Here is a 17,505-nt window from a genome sequence, read left to right on the forward strand (position 1 = left end):
CGCGGGGGCGCGGCGGGCGGGCGAGAGCGGGGCGCTCCAGGGCGTGGCGGGCGACGAGTGCGCGGGGCGCGACGGGCGCGCGGGGCTCTACGGGTGGTTCGTGGGCGCGCCGCGCTCCGTCCGGTCGGGCGGCGTTGGGCGGGCGGCGGGCCGGAGCGGAAGGGGCGGGCCGACGGCCTGCTCGTCGGGTCGTGTACCGCTGAGGTACCGAACTCGACGAGGTGCGGCCGGCGACCGTCGCGCGGCCGACCGACGGCCTGCTCGTCGGATCGTGTACCGCCGAGGTACCGAACTCGACGAGGAGCGGGCCGGCGACCGCCGCGCGGCCGGCCGACGGCCTGCTCGTCGGCCTGCGTACCGCTGAGGTACCGAACTCGACGTGGGGCAGGCCGGCGGGGGCGCCGCGACGTGCGCGTCGGATCGTGTACCGCCGAGGTACCGAACTCGACGAGGTGCGACCGTCGCGCGGCCGGCCGACGGCCTGCTCGTCGGATCGTGTACCGCCGCGGTACACGAACCGACGACGGGCGGGCGGCGCTGCCACGGGCGCGTCGCGTCCCGCGTGACGAACGACCATCGGCTCCGCGCCGTCCGGCGGTCGGGTGCGGGTCGTCGCGCCCGGCGAGACGGGGGACCATCGACCTCCCGCCAAGCGAAGGCCGGGTGCGGTTCGTCGCCCCCGACGAGACGAACGACCGCCGACCTCCCGCGCCCCATCTCCCTCCTCCCGCGCCCCGCGCCCCATCTCCGTCCTCCCGCGCCCCGCGCCCCATCTCCCGCCTGCCTCCTCCCACGCCCCGCGCCCCGCGCCCTGCGCCCTCGATGACCGGGCGCCTGTCCCTCTGGGGTCCCTTCGGGAGCCGGCCGCCCGTCACGCACCTGTCCGGTGCGAGCCGGTGCGGCCCGCGCCCGCCGCCCCTCGCCCCACCGTCCGTCCGCCCCTCGCGCGGCCGAAAGGCCCGCGGAGACGGGGCGCGGCCGGTCCGTCCACCCCCGTGGACCGTCCCGCGAGGTCCGATGTACGGTCCGTCCGTGGCCGTCTCATCGAGCGCGGACCATGGACGGATGGCATTCCGAATTGTCTTTTCGCAGGTCCTTGCAGGCGATCTCGGGCGGCCTGCGGCGTAGACGCGGCCACGGGGCGTCGTTCCGTCGGAGCAGTACGTCATGGTGTCCGTCCGTCGCCCTTGCGGACCAGTTCGCAAGGCCGGGGGAACCCCTTCGCCCGGATGGTCCGGCCGTGCTCTGCAGCGGTCTTCGCGTTCCGGGAACAGCACCAGTTCGGCAATCCCAGAGGAACGTAGGCAGGCATGGAACCGGCGAACCCGTCCATCATCAGCGACCGACGCGCAGACCAGGCGCTGACGGTCAGTCGTCGGTTCACCACCGCCGGTGTCCACCCCTTCGACCAGGTCGAGTGGGAGCTCCGCGACGCCGTCATCGGCAACCCGGAGAAGCCGGCGTTCGTCCAGCGGAACGTCGAGTTCCCGACGTCGTGGTCGCAGAACGCGACCAACATCGTCACGCAGAAGTACTTCCGCGGCCAGGTCGACACGCCGGCGCGCGAGTCCTCGGTCCGCCAGATCGTCAGCCGCGTGGCCGGCACGATCGCCGACTGGGGCCGCTCCCTCGCGTACTTCGCGACGCAGGAGGACGGCGACGCCTTCGAGGCCGAGCTGACCTACATCCTGCTCAACCAGCTCGCGGCGTTCAACAGCCCCGTCTGGTTCAACGTCGGGTTCGAGGAGTCGCCGCAGTGCTCGGCGTGCTTCATCCTCTCCGTCGACGACTCGATGGACTCGATCCTCGACTGGAACACCAAGGAGGGCCGGATCTTCCGCGGCGGCTCCGGTTCCGGCATCAACCTGTCGAACATCCGCGGCTCGATGGAGCCGCTGTCCAAGGGCGGCACCGCCTCGGGCCCCGTCTCGTTCATGCGCGGCGCGGACTCCTGGGCCGGCACGATCAAGTCCGGCGGCAAGACCCGCCGCGCGGCGAAGATGGTCGTCCTCGACGTCGACCACCCGGACATCCTCGAGTTCGTCCAGTGCAAGGCGAAGGAGGAGGACAAGGCCGAGGCCCTGGCCAAGGCCGGCTTCGACATGTCGATCGACGGTGACGGCTTCACCTCGATCCAGTACCAGAACGCGAACAACTCGGTCCGCGTCTCCGACGACTTCATGCAGGCCGTCGTCGACGACGCCGAGTGGCGGACGACGCCGCGCAACAAGGCGGCGCAGGACGTCGAGACGCCGAGCTTCCGCGCCCGGCAGCTGATGGACGAGATCGCGAAGGCCGCCTGGCGCTGCGCCGATCCGGGCATCCAGTACGACACGACGATCAACCGCTGGCACACGTCGCCGAACTCGGGGCGCATCAACGCGTCGAACCCGTGCTCGGAGTACATGCACGTCGACGACTCGGCCTGCAACCTCGCGTCGATCAACCTGATGAAGTTCCGTCGCCCCGACGGCACGTTCGACGTCCCGACGTTCGAGCACACGGTCGACGTCCTCCTGCTCGCGCAGGAGATCATCGTCGGCCCGTCGAGCTACCCGACGGAGAAGATCGGCGAGAACGCCCGCCGCTTCCGCCAGCTCGGACTCGGCTACGCCAACCTCGGCGCGCTCCTGATGTCCAAGGGCATGCCGTACGACTCCGACCACGGCCGCGCCACCGCCGCCGCGATCACCGCCCTGATGACGGGCCGCGCGTACCGCCGCTCCGCCGAGATCTCGGCCGCCATCGGCCCGTTCGAGGCGTACGAGGAGAACCGCGAGCCCCACAACGCGATCATGCGCATGCACCGCGACGCGTCGTACGAGATCGACGACGTCGACGCCGGCGACGTGCCGCTCCTGAAGGCCGCGCAGCGGTCCTGGGAGGAGGCCGTCGAGCTCGGTGAGCAGCACGGGTACCGCAACGCCCAGGCGACCGTCCTGGCACCGACCGGGACCATCTCGTTCCTGATGGACTGCGACACGACCGGCATCGAGCCGGACTTCTCGCTCGTCAAGTACAAGGAGCTCGTCGGCGGCGGCTCCATGGTCATCGTCAACCGGACGGTGCCGCTGGCGCTGAAGGAGCTCGGCTACACGCCCGAGCAGGTCGACCAGATCATCGCCTTCACGAACGAGCACGGCTCGATCGTCGGCGCCCCGGGCCTCAAGGACGAGCACCTCTCGGTGTTCGACGTGGCGGTCGGCGAGCGCGCGATCACGCACATGGGCCACATCAAGATGATGGGCGCCACGCAGCCGTTCCTCTCGGGCGCGATCTCGAAGACGGTCAACATGCCGAAGACCGCGTCGGTCGAGGACATCGCCGAGGCGTACACCGAGGCCTGGCGCCTGGGCGTCAAGGCCCTGGCCATCTACCGCGACGGCAGCAAGACGGCGCAGGCCCTGCGCACCGACGCCCAGGACGACGAGGTCGTCGCCCAGGAGGAGGTCGACCAGATCGTCGCGAAGGCCGTCGGCAAGGCCGTGGCCGAGGCCGAGACCCGCCTGCGCGCCGAGCTCGGCCCGCAGCGTCGTCGCATGCCGCGCGAGCGCCAGTCGATCACGCACAAGTTCTCGATCGGCGGCCACGAGGGCTACATCACGGCCGGCAAGTACGAGGACGGCTCGGTCGGCGAGATCTTCCTGACCGACATCGGCAAGGAGGGCTCCGCCGTCCGCGGCATGATGAACTCCTTCGCCACCTCGGTGTCGATCGCGCTGCAGTACGGCGTGCCGCTCGAGACGCTGGTGCGCAAGTTCGCGTACATGCGCTTCGAGCCGGAGGGGATCACGACGAATCCCGAGATCCCGTTCGCGAAGTCGATGCCGGACTACTTCATGCGCTGGCTCGCCAGCCGCTTCCTGGACGCCGACATCCAGGAGGAGCTCGGCATCCGGACCGACGCCGTGCGCCACCGCCAGAACGCGCAGGACGTCGTCTCCGGCGGCGGCGACACCGCCCGCCCGAACTCCGGCGGCGCGGTCGTCGGCTCGGCCGGCACGGCCACCCCGCCCGCCGGCGCGGCACCGGCGCTGAACGCCTCGACGGACACCCCGCCGGTCGTCCCCGCCCGCGTCCAGGCCTCGGGCCCGGACATCGAGCTGGGCCCGGTCTGCGGCGACTGCGGCGGCATGATGCAGCGCACGGGCGCGTGCTACACGTGCTCCAGCTGCGGCAACAACACGGGCTGCGGCTGAGCGGCAGCCCCTTCCGGTGACGTCGCACACGCGGCGCCACCGGGATCCGGTTGGCCCCGACGGCCGCCGACGCACCCGAACAGGACCGTGACGGGCGCCGCGAGGCGCCCGTCGTCATCGGCGCCCGTCGTCGGCCGTGCCCGTCATCGTCGGCGCCCGTCGTCGTCGGTACCCGTCGCGGGACTCCCGTCGCCGGCCGTCGCTCCTCGAGGAGGGCCTCCGGTGCGAAGGGGCCGAGCCAGCCGTCGAGCTCGAGGGCCAGGCCCACCGCGCCGACCACCGGCCCGCTCGCGACGATCGCCGCCGACGGCGCGTCGCCCACCGAGCATGCGTTCGGCGACGCACCCCCGGACGCCGTGCGGATCCGGGCGACGGTCGAGCTCGTCCTCGCGGACCTGCGAGACCTCGAGCGTCGGGGCGCCTCGGCGGCGGGCTCGACGACGACGTCGTCTCCAGGTTCCACGAGCAGGCGGACCGGCTCGAGGGGCTGACCCGGCCCACGCTCGTCGGGGTGCGGGAGTCCGGCACCCTCGGGGAGCTGCTCGCCGCCCAGCAGCTCGTCCGGCTCGCGCTGCGGCTGACCATCCACATCACCGAGACCCTCGAGCGCGGGCGCTGAGCGGCCCGGGCAGACCGACCGGCGGACACGACGACGGGCACCGCGTCGCGGTGCCCGTTGTGACCGGCGAGGAGGCGGGCGTCGCGCCCGCCGGACCTCAGTCGCCGTTCTGGAACGTGCCGCTGGTCGCCGAGAGCAGCGCGCCACCCTGCGGGAGGGCCGACGTGTCGCAGCCGATGGTCGGGACCATGCCGTCGAGCATCGGGACGAAGCCCATCTGCGTCTTGCCGTCCGCGCCCTTGTGGAGCGAGACGATCATCCCGGCGCCCACCTTGTCCAGCACGCCGGACGTCGAGGTGTTGTCGAACTTGTAGTAGAAGCTCGTGTCGTTCCCGTGGGTCTCGAGGCACGAGATCGGGCCGGCGAGGCGGATCTTGCCGACCTCGGGCGGGAGGCCCATCACCGCCACCGGAGCGCCCTCGGCGGTGAACGTGCCCGTGGCCTGCGTGGACTTCTGACCCGCGGCGCGCTGGGCGTCGTAGGTGACGTGGATGCCACCGGCCTGGAAGTCGCCGGACGAGCTCTGGGCACCCGACGTGTCGGCGGCGGCAGCGGTGGCGGCGGTGGCAGCGACGGCGGCCACGGATGCGACGGCCACGGCGGCCATGCGGCGGCGGGTGCGCTTCATCGGACGTGCGGTCATGCGTCTCTCCTCGTCGTGACGGCCGGACGCCTCGGCGTCCGCTCTTGGGGGAAGGACCGTCACCCGTTGCATCGGGGGCGCCCCGTCCGCGGACGCGGATCCGGCCCGATTCACGACTCCCGGGGGAGGCCTTCCCACCCGATGGGGGAGTTCGCCGACCCGGTGTGGGTAACGCTGTTGCCGCCGAACGGGGGACCGAGTAGGGTGACGATATGGACGTCCCTGGAGCGCCCACACCCCTCCCGGTGCGTGAGCTGTCCCGGGAGATCACCGACCGCATCGTCGACCTCACGGGCCGGTGGATCGAGGGCCGTCCGCCGTCACGGGACGAGATCGACTCGGTGTCCGCCGCGATCGCGCGGCTGCACACGACCATCACCTTCTCGGCCCCCAGCACGACCGGCCGACAGCCGCATCGCTGATACGCCCGCTGCAGGCAGCCGCAGCGGGTAGAAGTCCCCTGATGGCCGAGCGCACGCAGCCCCGCATCCTGCAGAAGCTCGAGGCCCGCCGGGAGTCCTACAAGGAGAAGGGCCGCATCTACCGCGCGGCCTGGGTGCTCGCGGGCGTGATCGTGGTGCTCGCGGGCATCGCGATGATCGTCTTCCCGGGTCCCGCCGTCGTCGTCATCCCGCTGGGCCTCGCGATGCTGTCGTTCGAGTTCGCGTGGGCGCAGCGGCTGCTCGACCGCGGCGTCGACGGCGGGCTCGAGGTCAAGGAGCGGATCGTCGCGGCCGACCGGCGGTCGCAGGTGCTCGGCGGCATCGCGGTCCTCGCGGCGGTCGCCGCGGTGGTGGCGGTCGCCGTCGCCGTCCTGCTCTGACCCGCGCCCGGACGCGGTCGTGCTTCGACCACCGGGGACGCACGAACGCCGACGGGGTGACCGGTCGCCCGGACGCGGTCGTGGTCCGGCCGCCGGGACGCGGACTCGCCGGGGCGCGGACTGCGACGACCTGGCCCACCACCCGGGCGCGGCCGGACCTGCGTCAGCCGCGGTCGCCCGACAGCCCGCCCGCGTCGGGCGGGACGTCCACCGCGTGGGCGCGGAGGGCCTCGATCGGCACGTCGTCGAGGACCCGCTCGTGGGTCGCGGCCAGCACGACCAGGGCCGCGGCACCGTCCTCGTGGGCGCGGAACCAGTTGCGCGCCGTCACGCACCAGCGGTCCCCCGGTTGGAGGCCCGGGAACAGGAACCGGGGCATCGGGGTCGTCAGGTCGTTGCCGATCGTTCGCTGGTGCTCCAGGAACTCCGCGGTGACGACGGCGCAGATCGTGTGCCGGCCCTGGTCCTGCGGGCCCGTGCGGCAGCAGCCGTCGCGGAAGAACCCGGTCAGCGGATCGGTGCCGCACTCCTCGAGGGGACCGCCGAGGACGTTCTGCTCCGCATCCACCCGACGAGCATCGCACGGACGCCGTGTCGCGCCGCCCGCCGTCCGCCCCGGCCGGCCGGGTCATGGGGCCTGCCGCCCGTGCACCCCGCCGGTGGCGCGTCGCGCGTCCGTGCCGATCTGTGCCGATCCGCAGGGGCACCCGTGGCCGGGCCAGGACGTACCGGGTAGGATCGACCGAGGTCAGAAGGCGTGGCGCACCGGTTGCGACACCTGCTCGGCACCCGGGCAGGACGTCCGCGAAGGAGGCGCACGGGGCTCGCCCCGCGGCGGACGACACCACGACAGTGCCGACAGCGTCCCGGAGCCGCCCTCCGCGGCGAGCGAGGCGAAAACCGATCACGGCCGGGCGCGAGTCCGGGCGGAGGATCCGTGTCCGAGTCCTACGAGCAGCGCGACCTGCTCGACATCGCCCTCATACGGCTCTACCGCGCCACCGGCGATCCCCGACGGCTCGACAAGCTCGTGCAGCGGTTCACGCCCCTGGTCCGGTCGGTCGTCCGGCAGTACACGGGCCGCGGCGAGTCGCTCGACGACCTCCACCAGGTCGGCATGCTCGCGCTGATGAAGGCGCTCGAGCGGTTCGACGCCTCCGGCGGCGGCAGCTTCGGGGCCTACGCCCGTCCGACGATCGCCGGCGAGATCAAGCGGCACTTCCGCGATCACACGTGGGCGGTCAAGGTGCCCCGGGCGATGCAGGAGCTGCAGGCCAAGGTCGCACGCGCGAAGACCGACGATCCGGCGGCCACGCACGAGGACCTCGCCCGGCAGTTCGACGTGACGGTCGCGGAGGTGATGGACGCCGAAGTCGCCCACGACGCCTACCGGGCGAAGTCGCTGGACTTCTCGACCCCCGGGGAGTCCGGTTCGTCGCCGCTGGACACGATGGGGTCGCGCGACCGCGGCTACGACGAGGTGGTCCTGCGTGACGAGATCGAGGACGCCCTCTCCGCCCTGGGGCCCCGGGACCGCGAGGTCGTCGAGCTGCGGTACTTCGACGAACGGCTCCAGCGCGAGATCGGGCAGGGGATCGGGGTCTCGCAGATGCAGGTCTCGAGGATCCTCAACCGCGCGATCGAGTCGATGCGCGACCACCTGGACCCGGACGACCGTCCGTCGGACCCTCCCCCGCTCGCGGCATGAGGTGCGTGCGCCGACGAACCGGGGGTACAGGATCAGACGGGCACCTGCGACCTGCGCTCGCAGCGGGCACGCCCGGACCGCCCCGGAGGGAGATCGGATGAAGGACGACCACACCCCAGCGACCACCCTCCCGACGCTGCTCGCCGCGGTCGTCGGGGCGCTCGACGCGGTCGACGACCACGTCGTCGTCGTCGACGAGCGCGGTCGGGTCCTGCACGTCAACGTGGCGTGGCAGCGCTTCGCCCACGACAACGGCTGGGAGGGGAGCGACTGGATCGGGATGGACTACATCGCCGCCAGCACCGTCGCCGGGGCAGGGACGGAGGGTGATCCCATCAGCCAGGGAGTCCGCGAGGTCCTCGAGGGCCGCCGCGCGCGGTTCGGCGTGGAGTACGACTGCCACGCGCCCGACGAGCTGCGCTGGTTCAGCCTCCGGGTGACGAAGATCGACGTCCCGGGCGTGGGTGCCGTCATCACGCACACCGACATCACCCACCGGCGGATGGCCGAGCGCCGGCTCGAGCGTCTGGCCACCCGGGACGAGCTGACCGGGCTCGCCAATCGCCCGAGCCTCCAGGAGAGCGTCGCGGAGATGCTCCGCGAGGAACGCGAGGTCGGCCTGATCGTCGTCACGCTCGAGGATCCGCGGGATCCCGGGCGGACGCTCGCCGACGACGTCGTCTCGCGTGCCGCGGCCCTGCTCAGCGAGCTCTTCCCCTCCCCCGCCATCACGGCACGCTACGGGCAGCACCAGCTCGTCGTCGCGATCGCCGGGATGCAGGCCCCGGCGCTCGAGGCGTCGCGTGAGATCGTCGCCATCACCATGGACACGGGGATGAGCGCGATCGCCGGCTTGCGGACGGAGGTCGCGGTGCACACGGCGGTCGAGGACGCGGCGACTCCTGACGGACTCGATCGGCTCGTGGCGGCCGCCCGCGACGAGGGCCGCACCGCCGGCTGAGCACCCCGCGGGCCCGGGACCCACCGGTTCCCGGTTGCTTCGGTCCGGGCGCTCCGTTAGAACCCGGAGGGGACAACACCTCCGGAAGCCGTTCCAAGGAGTCCCACCGTGGCCGTCCACCTCACCCCCGAAGAGCTCGCCGACGCCGTCGGCGTCAAGCGGGTCGACATCATCGCGACCTGCATCCAGCTCGGCGTGCCCGTGTACCAGGGCCGCATCGACCGCACGCTGTTCCAAGCGGCGGTCGAGGGGAGCCGCGAGGACTTCGACGACGCGCTGAACGAGCACGACCCCGACTGGCAGCTGCACTAGGCGCACGTCGGGCCCGCCGCCCGTCGGCGTGGGCGCGCTCGTCGGCGCGCCACGCCGTCGCCGCCGCGGCGCTCCGCTCAGAACCCGCAGTCGCCCTCGCCGGAGTAGGCGACGGCGGCGCGGTGCAGCACCGACGCGACGGTGTACGACGCGGTCAGCGTCGTCACGCGGCCGCACTCCCCCACGTCCTCGAAGGTCGGCCTGATCCGCATCGTGGCCTCCAACGCGCGGCCGGCGAGCGCGTCGAGCGGGCCCAGCGCGTCGACGATCGCGGCCCGGTGGTCGGCGAACCGCTGCGTGCCGTCCGACCCGTCGGCGTTCAGGCTGCGGGCGCTGTCGTCGATGCCGACGGCCGCCTGCACGACCGTGCCGTCGTCGGTGGCCCAGAGCGCGCCGCCCTGCCGCTGCACCACGAGCGCCCGCACCACGCCGTTGCGTCGCGCGCCGGCGGCGGAGGCCCGCGGGACGGCGGCGCGATCCTTGAGGAACGCGCGCTTGGTGCCGAGCTCGACGGCCCACACGCGGTCGATCGGCGCGCCCGCCTTCATGGTGTGGACCACGAACGCGGCGTACCGCCCGTCGAAGCGCACCAGCGACGGCTTCACGGGCCCGATGGTGCGGGTCAAGGAGCCGTTCAGCGTGCTGCACCCGCGCAGGAGGCCCGCCTTCGTCGAGAGGCGCGACACGACCTGGCCCTTCACGCGCTGCTGCGCCACCGTCCGGCCGGACCGGTCGCACGGGTTCACCGGCGTGACCGCCGAGGACGGGGCAGCGACCGCCAGGACGAGCGCGGCGGTGCCGGCCAAGCAGAGGAGCGGACGGGATGGACGTGGGCGTCGGGGCATGGACGCACGCTCGCAGCACCCCGTGCCGGTGGCGTCGAGGACCCCACCCTGAACTTTCCGGCGCCGCCCGGTCGGTCGCTGTCCGGCGCCACGCGGTCCGTCCAGGTTCCGTCGCCGCCCGGTCCTCCAGGTTCCGTCGCCGCCCGGTCCGTCTACGCTGCGCGCATGGCTACGATCGACCTGAACGAGGTCCGGACGCTCTGCCTGGCGCTGCCGGAGGCCGAGGAGCGCGTCAGCCACGGCAACCCGGGGTTCTTCGCCGGGGCCAAGGGGAAGATGTTCGCCGCGCACCTCGTCGACCACCACGGCGACGGCCGGATCGCCGTGTGGCTCGCGGCACCCGAGGGCGCGCAGGAGGCCCTCGTCGACGGCGACCCGGACCGCTACTTCCGGCCGCCGTACGTCGGCCATCGCGGCTGGATCGGCGTCCACCTCGACCGCGGCATCACCCGCGACGAGCTGCAGGAGCTGATCGCCGACGCCTACGTCACGGTGGCGATCAAGCGGCTGGCGCGGCTGGTCGAGGGCGCCGACGCCTGAGACGACGCCGGACCTCGTGATCGAGGGCGACGCGCGGCCGGGACCGGCGTCCGCCGTCGGTCCGCGTCAGTAGGCCCGCGCGACCACGGCGACCAGGTCGTCGGCCCCCGGCTCCGGCAACCCGCCGTCGGCGGCGACGAGGCAGCGGACGGTGACGCCCTGCTTGGCCAGGGCCTCCTCGCCCTCGACGCCGAGGATCGCCCACGGGATGCGCGCGAAGCCGGAGCCCGCGGCCTCGAGGGCCTCGTCGACGGTGGCGACGTCGACGGTCCGCTCGGTGCGGCGGGTCAGGGCCTCGTCGTACAGGCGCTGGTGCTGGCCGTCGAGGACCTCGATCGTGCGGGCGACGAGCTCGGTCAGCGGGACCGGGCCCTTGCTGCGGTCGACGCGGTCGGCGATCGTGGCGACGCCGCCCTCGATGTCGCGCTTGCCGATCTCGATGCGGACCGGTGCGCCCTTGAGCTCCCAGTCCGTGGCGCGACGGCCGAAGCCGCGGTCGACGCGGTCGTCGAGCTCCACGCGGACGCCGCGGGCCAGCAGCTCCTGCACGGTGGCGCGGGCGGCCTCGGCGACCGGCTCGTCCTCGGCGAGCTGCATGACGACGACCTGGGTCGGCGCCAGGCGCGGCGACAGGCGGATGCCGTGGTCGTCGCCGTGGACCATGATCGCCGCGCCCAGCAGGCGGGTGGAGACGCCCCAGGACGTCTGCCACGGGTGCTGCATCTCGCCGTTCTGGTCCTGGAAGCGGATGTCGAACGCCTTGGCGAAGTTCTGGGCGAGCTCGTGGCTCGTGCCCATCTGCAGCGCCTTGCCGTCGCCCATCATGCCCTCGACGGTCCAGGAGCGGATGGCGCCCGCGAAGCGCTCCTTGTCGGTCTTCAGGCCCGGGATGACCGGGATGCCCATGACGTCGACGATCACCTGGCGGTAGACGTCCTCGAGGATCCCGACGGCGTACCCCTGCGCCTCGTCGGCGGTGGCGTGGGCGGTGTGGCCCTCCTGCCAGAGGAACTCGGTGGTCCGCAGGAACAGGCGCGGACGCAGCTCCCACCGCACGACGTTGGACCAGTTGTTGATCCGGAGCGGCAGGTCCTTGTAGCTGTTGATCCACTTCGCGAAGTACGAGTTGATGATCGTCTCGCTCGTGGGGCGGATGACGGCGGGCTCCTCGAGCTCCTTGCCACCGCCCTGCGTGACGACCGCGAGCTCGGGGGCGAAGCCCTCGACGTGCTCGGCCTCCTTCTGGAGGTACGACGCCGGGATCAGCAGCGGGAAGTACGCGTTCTGCGCGCCGGCGCCCTTGATCCGCCGGTCGACCTGGCCCTGGAGCTGCTCCCAGATGCCGTAGGCCCACGGGCGGATGACCATCGTGCCGCGGACGGGGCCGTTGTCGGCGAGCTCGGCCTTGCTGACGACGTCCTGGTACCACTTCGGGAAGTCGGTGGCCTGCGGGGTGAGGACGGGCGGCTTCGGCACGCGGGCGATGATACGGACGACGTCGCGGTCCGCCCGCCGCGGTGCCGCCGGGCGTCGGCCTCCGCCGGCCGTCTACCGGTTGACGTGCGCGGTCAGGCCCACCTTCGCCTTCGCCCCGATCCGCTTCAGGCCGAGCGTCATCAGCGGGTCCAGGAGGCGCAGCGGGCCCTTCAGGAGGATCGTCGCGTCGTAGGTCACCTCGCAGCCGCCCGGCCGGGGCTCCACGGTGATCACGTCGATGGACACGAGCCACGCGTTGGTCCCGCGGAGCGTCACGCGGTGCGGGTGGGAGATCCGCTCGATCACGTAGTCGATCCGGACGTCCGGGCCCGTCGTGTCCTGGATCACGCGGAACCGGCAGCCGGCCTCGCCGATCGTGCCGCCGGTGTGCTCGCACGACGCGACACCGGGATCCCATTCCGCGACCGACCGGAAGTCGGCGAGATCCTCGAAGACCTCCCGCGCGGGGCGGTTGGAGGTGACGGTTCCGACGTACCGGGCCATGCCGGGGGTACGCGGGGCCGGCGGACGACGGACGCGCCCGGGGCGTGACGTCGCTCCGGTCCGCGGCGTGGTCAGCCCGCCGGCGGCGCCGCCCCGTGCGGGGTGGGTCGCGGCGGGCCGAGCGGGCGGTTGCGGCGCGCGACCTCGAGCGCGCACGCCGCGCGGAAGGGCGCACCGTGCCCGCCGCCCGTCTCCGGCACCGGCCCGAGCGAGCCGAGGATGTCGAACAGGGACGGGGCCGGGCGCTCGGCCGGGGCGGTCTCGTGACGGAGGAAGCCGGGGAGCTGGGTCATGCGGACCATCCTGCGCGGGGGCGCCCTCCCGCACCATGGGGATTCCCCCCAGTGCTTCCCCCAGGATCCCCGACGCGCACCCCGGAAAGGACCCCGCCCGGACGCTCGGGGACCGTCCGGCCGGCCGCCACCGCACGGAGGGTCGGTGCCTCCGCCGGGATCGGACCCGGTCGTCCCGGGGCCCGGGATCCGCGGCGCGCCCACGGCGATCGCCGTCCCTCGTTACCGCCGGTCGGCGCCGGGTAGCGTCGAGGGCATGGACGTCGTCATCGTCGGAGGACACGGGCAGATCGCCCGCAAGCTCGGTGCGCTGCTCGCGCAGCGCGGGGACACCGCCCGTGGGGTGATCCGCAACCCGGCGCACGGCGACGAGCTGCGCGCCGACGGGATCGACCCGGTCGTCGTGGACCTCGAGGACGAGCACACCACCGGAGAGTCGCTGGCCGGGGCGTTCCGCGGCGCGAGCGCGGCGGTCTTCGCGGCCGGTTCGGGTCCGGGCCAGCCCGCGGAGCGCAAGTGGTCGGTCGACCACGGCGGCGTCGTCAAGACGATCGACGCGTGCCGCCATGCCGGCATCGACCGTCTCGTGATCGTGTCCGCGATCGGCATCGACGGCGACATCACGGGCGACGACGTCTACGCCGAGTACCAGCGCGCCAAGGCCCAGGCCGACGCGGACGTGCGCGCCAGCGGGCTCCACTACACCATCGTGCGCCCCGCGATGCTCACGGACGAAGACCCGCACGGACGCGTCCACGCGGCGCGCCACGTCGAGCGCGGGCCGATTCCCCGGGCCGACGTCGCCGCGACCCTGCTGGCGGTCCTCGACGACCCGTCGACCGTCGGCCGCACCTTCGAGGTCGTGGGCGGGCCCGACGAGATCGTCGCCGCGGTCGCGGGCCTGAACGCCCTGCCGGACACCGTCGACGCGGTCAGCAGCGAGGGCTGAGGCCGCCGCTCCGGACCCGGGCCGGAGGACCGGCCCGGGAGCGGCCCTACTTGACCTTCACCGTCATCGTCATGAAGGACTCGTGGATCGTGCAGACGATCTTGTAGGTCCCCTTCTTGCGGAAGGTCGTGGAGTAGGACCCCGACTGCATCAGCTTCGAGTGGACCTTCTTCACGTTCTTCGGGGCCTTGCGGACCGTCACGTCGTGCTGGGTCATCGTCCCGGACCAGACGAACTTGACCTTCGTGCCGGCCTTGACCGTGAGCGTGGTCGGGCTGAAGCGGTTGTCGACGACCCGGACGGTCTTCGTGCTCGCCGCCTCCGTGCCCGGGACGGCGAGGACGGCGACGGCCGCGACGGTGGTGAGGGTCGCGGCGGCGACGGTCAGGGTGCGGGTGCGCATGGGGCTCCTTCGACGGACGGACCCGCGGCGGGTCGCCGTCGGTCCTGCATGGTGTACGCAACCGCACGGGCGGTGGACGCGTCAACGGGACCTTCGTCGCGGCGCGCCCGCGGCGCGCCCTACTCCTCGTCGTCGTCCAGCGGCTGCAGCTGCGCGAGGAGCTCCGGGAGCACGTCGAGGAAGATCTCGACCTGGTCCTCGGGGACCTCGATCTCGACGCCCTCGAAGTGCGAGTGGTCGCCGTGCTCCCGGATCCTCGGCGAGATCGTCGCGCCGGCGATCACGAAGAACGGGCTGTAGGAGAAGTACGGCAGGCCCTCGAACTCCTCGGGCTCGAGGCCGGTCTCCTCGAGGATCTTCAGGAAGCGATCCTCGAACGAGGCCCCCTCCAGCGTGATGGACGCCATCTGGGTCATGCCGACAGTCTCGCAAGACCGGGGCCGGGCGGGCCGTGGCTGCCCGCAGGGCCCCCGCGACGGCCCGGCACCGGCGCCCGCCGCGACCCGTCATCCTCCGTGGCGATGGACCCCGACGATCTGCGCGCCGTCCTGGCCGCCCACCCCGCCGTCGCGATCCAGCCGTTCGGGACCCGCCGCGGCGTGCTATGCGTCCGCGCGTCGGACGCGGCGCGGCTGATCGCGGAGGCGGGCCACGACCTCACCGACGCCGAGATCGAGACTGCGATGTCGGTCCTCGGCGGGGAGCGCCTGCGCCTCGTCGACCCCGCCGCGCAGGAGGGCGTCCGGCCGCCCGGGCAGGCGAAGGGCGGGCGCGGCCGGGCGAAGCCGCCGAAGGCCCCGCGACGGACGCGCAAGGGCCCGCCGCTGCAGGACCTCGACGTCTACGAGCTGCCGGCGAAGGTCTTCGGGGGCTGACCGACGACCATCGCCGCCGGCACACGCGGACGCGGCCACGTCCGACGCACCCCGTGCGATGGTGTGGACCCGGAGTCCGCCTCGCGCCTCCGTGTCCCGCTGCCGTTCCCTCGAAGGAGTCCGCGTGCCCCTCATCGGCATGAGAGCCGTGAACGAGACGACCGACGCCGACGGCGTGTTCGTCCGACTGTCGTTGATGACCCTGCTGTTCGGGCCCAACGACGCCGGGAAATCGCGGCTGCTGCGCAGCTTCGGCGCGGGATTCCAACGGCCGTCCGAGACTCCTCGTCGGGCACGACTGGAGACGCTGTACGTCGAACTGACCTCGTCCCAGATCGAATCGCTGCAGCAACGCTGTCACGTCGACGCCGCCGAGGGACACCCCGTGACATCGGCGCTCCGTCTCGGCGGCAACGTCCTGGTGGAACCCGACACCGGACCACTCCGGTCGTTCAGCAGGCAGGGCCACGGCAGGCGCGGCGAGCTTGCGTGGGTCGGGTGGGCCCGCGAGGTCGGCGGGCTCCAGGATCGCGGGTGGGACGCCACGTTCGACGTCCTCTCGCAGTCGCGGACCGTCGCGCTCACCGCGGCGGAGTACTCCGAGGACGGTGACGACGAACCCATGCTCGGGGTCGACATCTCGTGGTGCCTCCCGGCCGACAGCGCGTTCGAGGTCCTCGCGCACGCGAACTCCGCGCTCCATGGCGACCGTCCCCTCGTGGACGGCGAGCCGGTCCCGATGTTGACCATCAACCTCGAGCCCTTCACCCCGGACGGGCTCTTCGAGACGATCCGACTGCCGCAGAGCCTCGATGGGCAGATGCCGTGGAGCGACACCGCGAGGCAGGTCGACCGGCTCGCGGAGGCCATCGCGGACGCGACGATCTGGCGCCGGTTCTCCGACGACGCGGAGTACGAGGACGACGACGACGAATGGCGACGCGTCCGGGCCGTCTCGACTCCCGCCGCGCACGCCGTCGCGGGGGGTCTCATCGAATCAGCGCTCCCGTCCTTCGTCTCGGAGCGCTACCGCGTGGTGTCCGTCCCGGCCGGGGAGGACGCGTGGCATCTCGACCTGATGGATCGCGACAGCGGGCGGTCGTTCGCTTCCAAGGACGTCGCCGAGGGGTACCGCAACTGGGTCCGCCTCTCGACGGACGTCGCCTCGCGCCAGATGTGGAAGGTCGTCGAGCTCGCCGAGAGCGTGCGGGATGACCCGGACGAGCACGACGAAGGTGCGTGGTACCGCCGGATCGCGGCCTTGGCCGACTCCGACCCCGAGCGGTCCGTGGAGCACGTCACCGCGTTGACCGAGACGTGGGACGCGATCCGGGACGGCGACGGTGTCGGCCACGGGCCACTGAGCGACGAGCTCTCTCTCGGGGCCGTCCTCGGCGGGACGCGCCCTCTCGTCTATCTCCTGGACGAACCGGAGCGGAACCTCCATCCCCAGCTCCAGCGGGACGTCGCCGAGTGGCTGGGCCGGACCATCGCCGACCTCGGCGCGCAAGCGGTGCTCGCGACCCACTCGACGACGTTCCTCGAGCTCGACCCGTCGATCGCCACGTTCAACCGCGTCTCGCGCCCGCGCGGCGAGCCGAGCCGCGTCACGTCGTTCGCCCCGACCTCGCTGTCGCGGTCGGACGACCTCGCACGAGAGATGGGGCTCACCCGGGGCGAGCTCCTGACGTTGCAGCGCGGCTTCATCCTGGTCGAGGGACCGACCGACGTCGCGTTCCTCCAGGGATACGCCGGACCGCGGCTGCGCCGGCTCGGACTCGTCGTCGTGGCGATGCACGGCGGTGCGAAGGCGAAGCACGCACCGAACGCGCTGCTGCAGGGAGCGCTCGCGTTCACGGACGCACCGGTCGTGCTGCTGCTCGACGGGTTCGACACCGAGCTCCTGCAGGGCCGCGACGGATCGCGGGCCGCCGGCGTCGACGGCGGGGATCAGCGGTCGCGGCCGGCAGAGCTGACGTGGGCGGAGCAGGCCCTGAGGACCGCACGCGAGGCCGGTGTCCGGCTCGAGGCCCGCGGGATCGGGGTGAAGGACATCTTCCACCTCACCGACGACGACACCGTTCGCGCGCTCCGGACCGGGAAGGCGACCGCGAGGACGAAGCGGTTCCCCGGGCACGAGGAGGCGATGCGACTGGCCGACGACCGCGGGGTGCCGTGGAAGGCGCTGTACCGGGACCGGTGGGGCATCGACACCTACGACGAAGCGATCTTCGAGCAGGCGGGGTTCGCGATGAGCAAGGGCGCCGACGCGGTACGACCCCTGGAGGACGTGATCGCGCACTTCACCGCCGCCGCGGCCCGCGGTCCGCGGTGACGGTCCTGGACGTGACCGTC

General features: G+C 72.8%; 18 protein-coding genes. 10 read left to right on the forward strand and 8 right to left on the reverse strand.

Annotated features, from left to right (window positions below; genetic code table 11):
* Nucleotides 1-1,310 precede the first annotated feature (1,310 nt).
* Nucleotides 1,311-4,199, forward strand: coding sequence for a vitamin B12-dependent ribonucleotide reductase (locus tag PATMI_RS0101425; protein WP_051470920.1), 2,889 nt, complete (start codon nucleotides 1,311-1,313; stop codon nucleotides 4,197-4,199).
* A gap of 716 nt (nucleotides 4,200-4,915) precedes the next feature.
* Here the strand turns inward: PATMI_RS0101425 and PATMI_RS0101440 are convergent.
* Entirely contained in the window at nucleotides 4,916-5,461 is a 546-nt protein-coding gene (locus tag PATMI_RS0101440; protein WP_026909572.1) for a hypothetical protein, read from the reverse strand.
* 245 nt (nucleotides 5,462-5,706) lie between these two features.
* Here PATMI_RS0101440 and PATMI_RS36345 point away from each other — a divergent pair, with 245 nt between their 5' ends.
* Complete coding sequence (locus tag PATMI_RS36345) at nucleotides 5,707-5,883, forward strand: hypothetical protein (RefSeq protein WP_157260563.1); 177 nt, start codon at nucleotides 5,707-5,709, stop codon at nucleotides 5,881-5,883.
* Between the two features lie 41 nt (nucleotides 5,884-5,924).
* On the forward strand, nucleotides 5,925-6,284 hold the full coding sequence (locus PATMI_RS26475) for a PGPGW domain-containing protein (protein WP_036725064.1): 360 nt from the start codon (nucleotides 5,925-5,927) through the stop codon (nucleotides 6,282-6,284).
* A 163-nt stretch (nucleotides 6,285-6,447) separates the two neighbouring features.
* Here the strand turns inward: PATMI_RS26475 and PATMI_RS0101455 are convergent, their stop codons facing one another.
* Nucleotides 6,448-6,852: a DUF2237 family protein gene (locus tag PATMI_RS0101455; protein ID WP_026909573.1), complete on the reverse strand. Its 405-nt coding sequence runs from the start codon at nucleotides 6,850-6,852 to the stop codon at nucleotides 6,448-6,450.
* Between the two features lie 369 nt (nucleotides 6,853-7,221).
* On the opposite strand from PATMI_RS0101455, the gene PATMI_RS26480 reads away from it, so the two are divergent.
* From PATMI_RS26480 to PATMI_RS26485, 3 genes are all read left to right on the forward strand, one after another.
* The gene (locus tag PATMI_RS26480) at nucleotides 7,222-7,992 is read left to right on the forward strand and encodes a sigma-70 family RNA polymerase sigma factor (protein ID WP_051470921.1); all 771 of its coding nucleotides are present in this window, start codon (nucleotides 7,222-7,224) and stop codon (nucleotides 7,990-7,992) included.
* A gap of 97 nt (nucleotides 7,993-8,089) precedes the next feature.
* Nucleotides 8,090-8,953, forward strand: a complete 864-nt coding sequence (locus PATMI_RS0101465) for a GGDEF domain-containing protein (RefSeq protein ID WP_026909574.1) — start codon at nucleotides 8,090-8,092, stop codon at nucleotides 8,951-8,953.
* A gap of 108 nt (nucleotides 8,954-9,061) precedes the next feature.
* Nucleotides 9,062-9,265, forward strand: coding sequence for a hypothetical protein (locus tag PATMI_RS26485; protein ID WP_036725066.1), 204 nt, complete (start codon nucleotides 9,062-9,064; stop codon nucleotides 9,263-9,265).
* A 77-nt stretch (nucleotides 9,266-9,342) separates the two neighbouring features.
* On the opposite strand, the gene PATMI_RS0101475 is transcribed toward PATMI_RS26485, so the two are convergent.
* Nucleotides 9,343-10,110 carry a hypothetical protein gene (locus tag PATMI_RS0101475; RefSeq protein ID WP_157260564.1) on the reverse strand — a complete coding sequence of 256 codons (768 nt, stop codon included), beginning with the start codon at nucleotides 10,108-10,110 and terminating at the stop codon, nucleotides 9,343-9,345.
* 165 nt (nucleotides 10,111-10,275) lie between these two features.
* On the opposite strand from PATMI_RS0101475, the gene PATMI_RS0101480 reads away from it, so the two are divergent.
* A complete protein-coding gene (locus PATMI_RS0101480) occupies nucleotides 10,276-10,650 on the forward strand; it encodes an MmcQ/YjbR family DNA-binding protein (protein WP_026909576.1) in 375 nt (124 codons plus the stop codon).
* A 66-nt stretch (nucleotides 10,651-10,716) separates the two neighbouring features.
* On the opposite strand, the gene proS is transcribed toward PATMI_RS0101480, so the two are convergent.
* The 3 genes from proS to PATMI_RS37115 form a co-directional block, all read right to left on the reverse strand.
* Nucleotides 10,717-12,126: a proline--tRNA ligase gene (proS, locus tag PATMI_RS0101485; protein WP_026909577.1), complete on the reverse strand. Its 1,410-nt coding sequence runs from the start codon at nucleotides 12,124-12,126 to the stop codon at nucleotides 10,717-10,719.
* 72 nt (nucleotides 12,127-12,198) lie between these two features.
* A complete protein-coding gene (locus PATMI_RS37110; protein ID WP_026909578.1) occupies nucleotides 12,199-12,630 on the reverse strand; it encodes an SRPBCC family protein in 432 nt (143 codons plus the stop codon).
* Between the two features lie 71 nt (nucleotides 12,631-12,701).
* Nucleotides 12,702-12,923 (reverse strand): hypothetical protein, encoded by a 222-nt coding sequence (locus PATMI_RS37115; protein WP_026909579.1) that lies wholly within the window; start codon nucleotides 12,921-12,923, stop codon nucleotides 12,702-12,704.
* Nucleotides 12,924-13,179: 256 nt separating this feature from the next.
* Here PATMI_RS37115 and PATMI_RS0101500 point away from each other — a divergent pair, with 256 nt between their 5' ends.
* Nucleotides 13,180-13,872: an SDR family oxidoreductase gene (locus PATMI_RS0101500; RefSeq protein WP_026909580.1), complete on the forward strand. Its 693-nt coding sequence runs from the start codon at nucleotides 13,180-13,182 to the stop codon at nucleotides 13,870-13,872.
* A gap of 46 nt (nucleotides 13,873-13,918) precedes the next feature.
* On the opposite strand, the gene PATMI_RS26490 is transcribed toward PATMI_RS0101500, so the two are convergent.
* Together PATMI_RS26490 and PATMI_RS0101510 are read right to left on the reverse strand one after the other, a co-directional pair.
* A complete protein-coding gene (locus tag PATMI_RS26490; RefSeq protein WP_051470922.1) occupies nucleotides 13,919-14,275 on the reverse strand; it encodes a cupredoxin domain-containing protein in 357 nt (118 codons plus the stop codon).
* 119 nt (nucleotides 14,276-14,394) lie between these two features.
* A complete protein-coding gene (locus tag PATMI_RS0101510; protein WP_026909581.1) occupies nucleotides 14,395-14,691 on the reverse strand; it encodes a hypothetical protein in 297 nt (98 codons plus the stop codon).
* A gap of 105 nt (nucleotides 14,692-14,796) precedes the next feature.
* Between PATMI_RS0101510 and PATMI_RS0101515 the strand changes: the two genes are divergently transcribed.
* Nucleotides 14,797-15,150 (forward strand): hypothetical protein, encoded by a 354-nt coding sequence (locus tag PATMI_RS0101515; RefSeq protein ID WP_026909582.1) that lies wholly within the window; start codon nucleotides 14,797-14,799, stop codon nucleotides 15,148-15,150.
* A gap of 139 nt (nucleotides 15,151-15,289) precedes the next feature.
* A complete protein-coding gene (locus PATMI_RS0101520; protein ID WP_169738309.1) occupies nucleotides 15,290-17,485 on the forward strand; it encodes an AAA family ATPase in 2,196 nt (731 codons plus the stop codon).
* Nucleotides 17,486-17,505: the final 20 nt, after the last annotated feature.

Origin of the sequence: Patulibacter minatonensis DSM 18081, from assembly GCF_000519325.1 — a bacterium.
GTDB lineage: Bacteria > Actinomycetota > Thermoleophilia > Solirubrobacterales > Solirubrobacteraceae > Patulibacter > Patulibacter minatonensis.

What these genes read in the sequence shown, in the direction of transcription:
- PATMI_RS0101500 (WP_026909580.1), top strand. Translation starts at nt 13,180, where the DNA reads ATGGACGTCGTCATCGTCGGAGGACACGGGCAGATCGCCCGCAAGCTC.
- PATMI_RS0101510 (WP_026909581.1), bottom strand. Translation starts at nt 14,691, where the DNA reads ATGACCCAGATGGCGTCCATCACGCTGGAGGGGGCCTCGTTCGAGGAT.
- PATMI_RS0101520 (WP_169738309.1), top strand. Translation starts at nt 15,290, where the DNA reads ATGAGAGCCGTGAACGAGACGACCGACGCCGACGGCGTGTTCGTCCGA.
- PATMI_RS0101440 (WP_026909572.1), bottom strand. Translation starts at nt 5,461, where the DNA reads ATGACCGCACGTCCGATGAAGCGCACCCGCCGCCGCATGGCCGCCGTG.
- PATMI_RS26475 (WP_036725064.1), top strand. Translation starts at nt 5,925, where the DNA reads ATGGCCGAGCGCACGCAGCCCCGCATCCTGCAGAAGCTCGAGGCCCGC.
- PATMI_RS0101475 (WP_157260564.1), bottom strand. Translation starts at nt 10,110, where the DNA reads ATGCCCCGACGCCCACGTCCATCCCGTCCGCTCCTCTGCTTGGCCGGC.
- PATMI_RS0101480 (WP_026909576.1), top strand. Translation starts at nt 10,276, where the DNA reads ATGGCTACGATCGACCTGAACGAGGTCCGGACGCTCTGCCTGGCGCTG.
- PATMI_RS37110 (WP_026909578.1), bottom strand. Translation starts at nt 12,630, where the DNA reads ATGGCCCGGTACGTCGGAACCGTCACCTCCAACCGCCCCGCGCGGGAG.
- PATMI_RS0101465 (WP_026909574.1), top strand. Translation starts at nt 8,090, where the DNA reads ATGAAGGACGACCACACCCCAGCGACCACCCTCCCGACGCTGCTCGCC.
- PATMI_RS26490 (WP_051470922.1), bottom strand. Translation starts at nt 14,275, where the DNA reads ATGCGCACCCGCACCCTGACCGTCGCCGCCGCGACCCTCACCACCGTC.
- PATMI_RS37115 (WP_026909579.1), bottom strand. Translation starts at nt 12,923, where the DNA reads ATGACCCAGCTCCCCGGCTTCCTCCGTCACGAGACCGCCCCGGCCGAG.
- PATMI_RS0101515 (WP_026909582.1), top strand. Translation starts at nt 14,797, where the DNA reads ATGGACCCCGACGATCTGCGCGCCGTCCTGGCCGCCCACCCCGCCGTC.
- PATMI_RS0101425 (WP_051470920.1), top strand. Translation starts at nt 1,311, where the DNA reads ATGGAACCGGCGAACCCGTCCATCATCAGCGACCGACGCGCAGACCAG.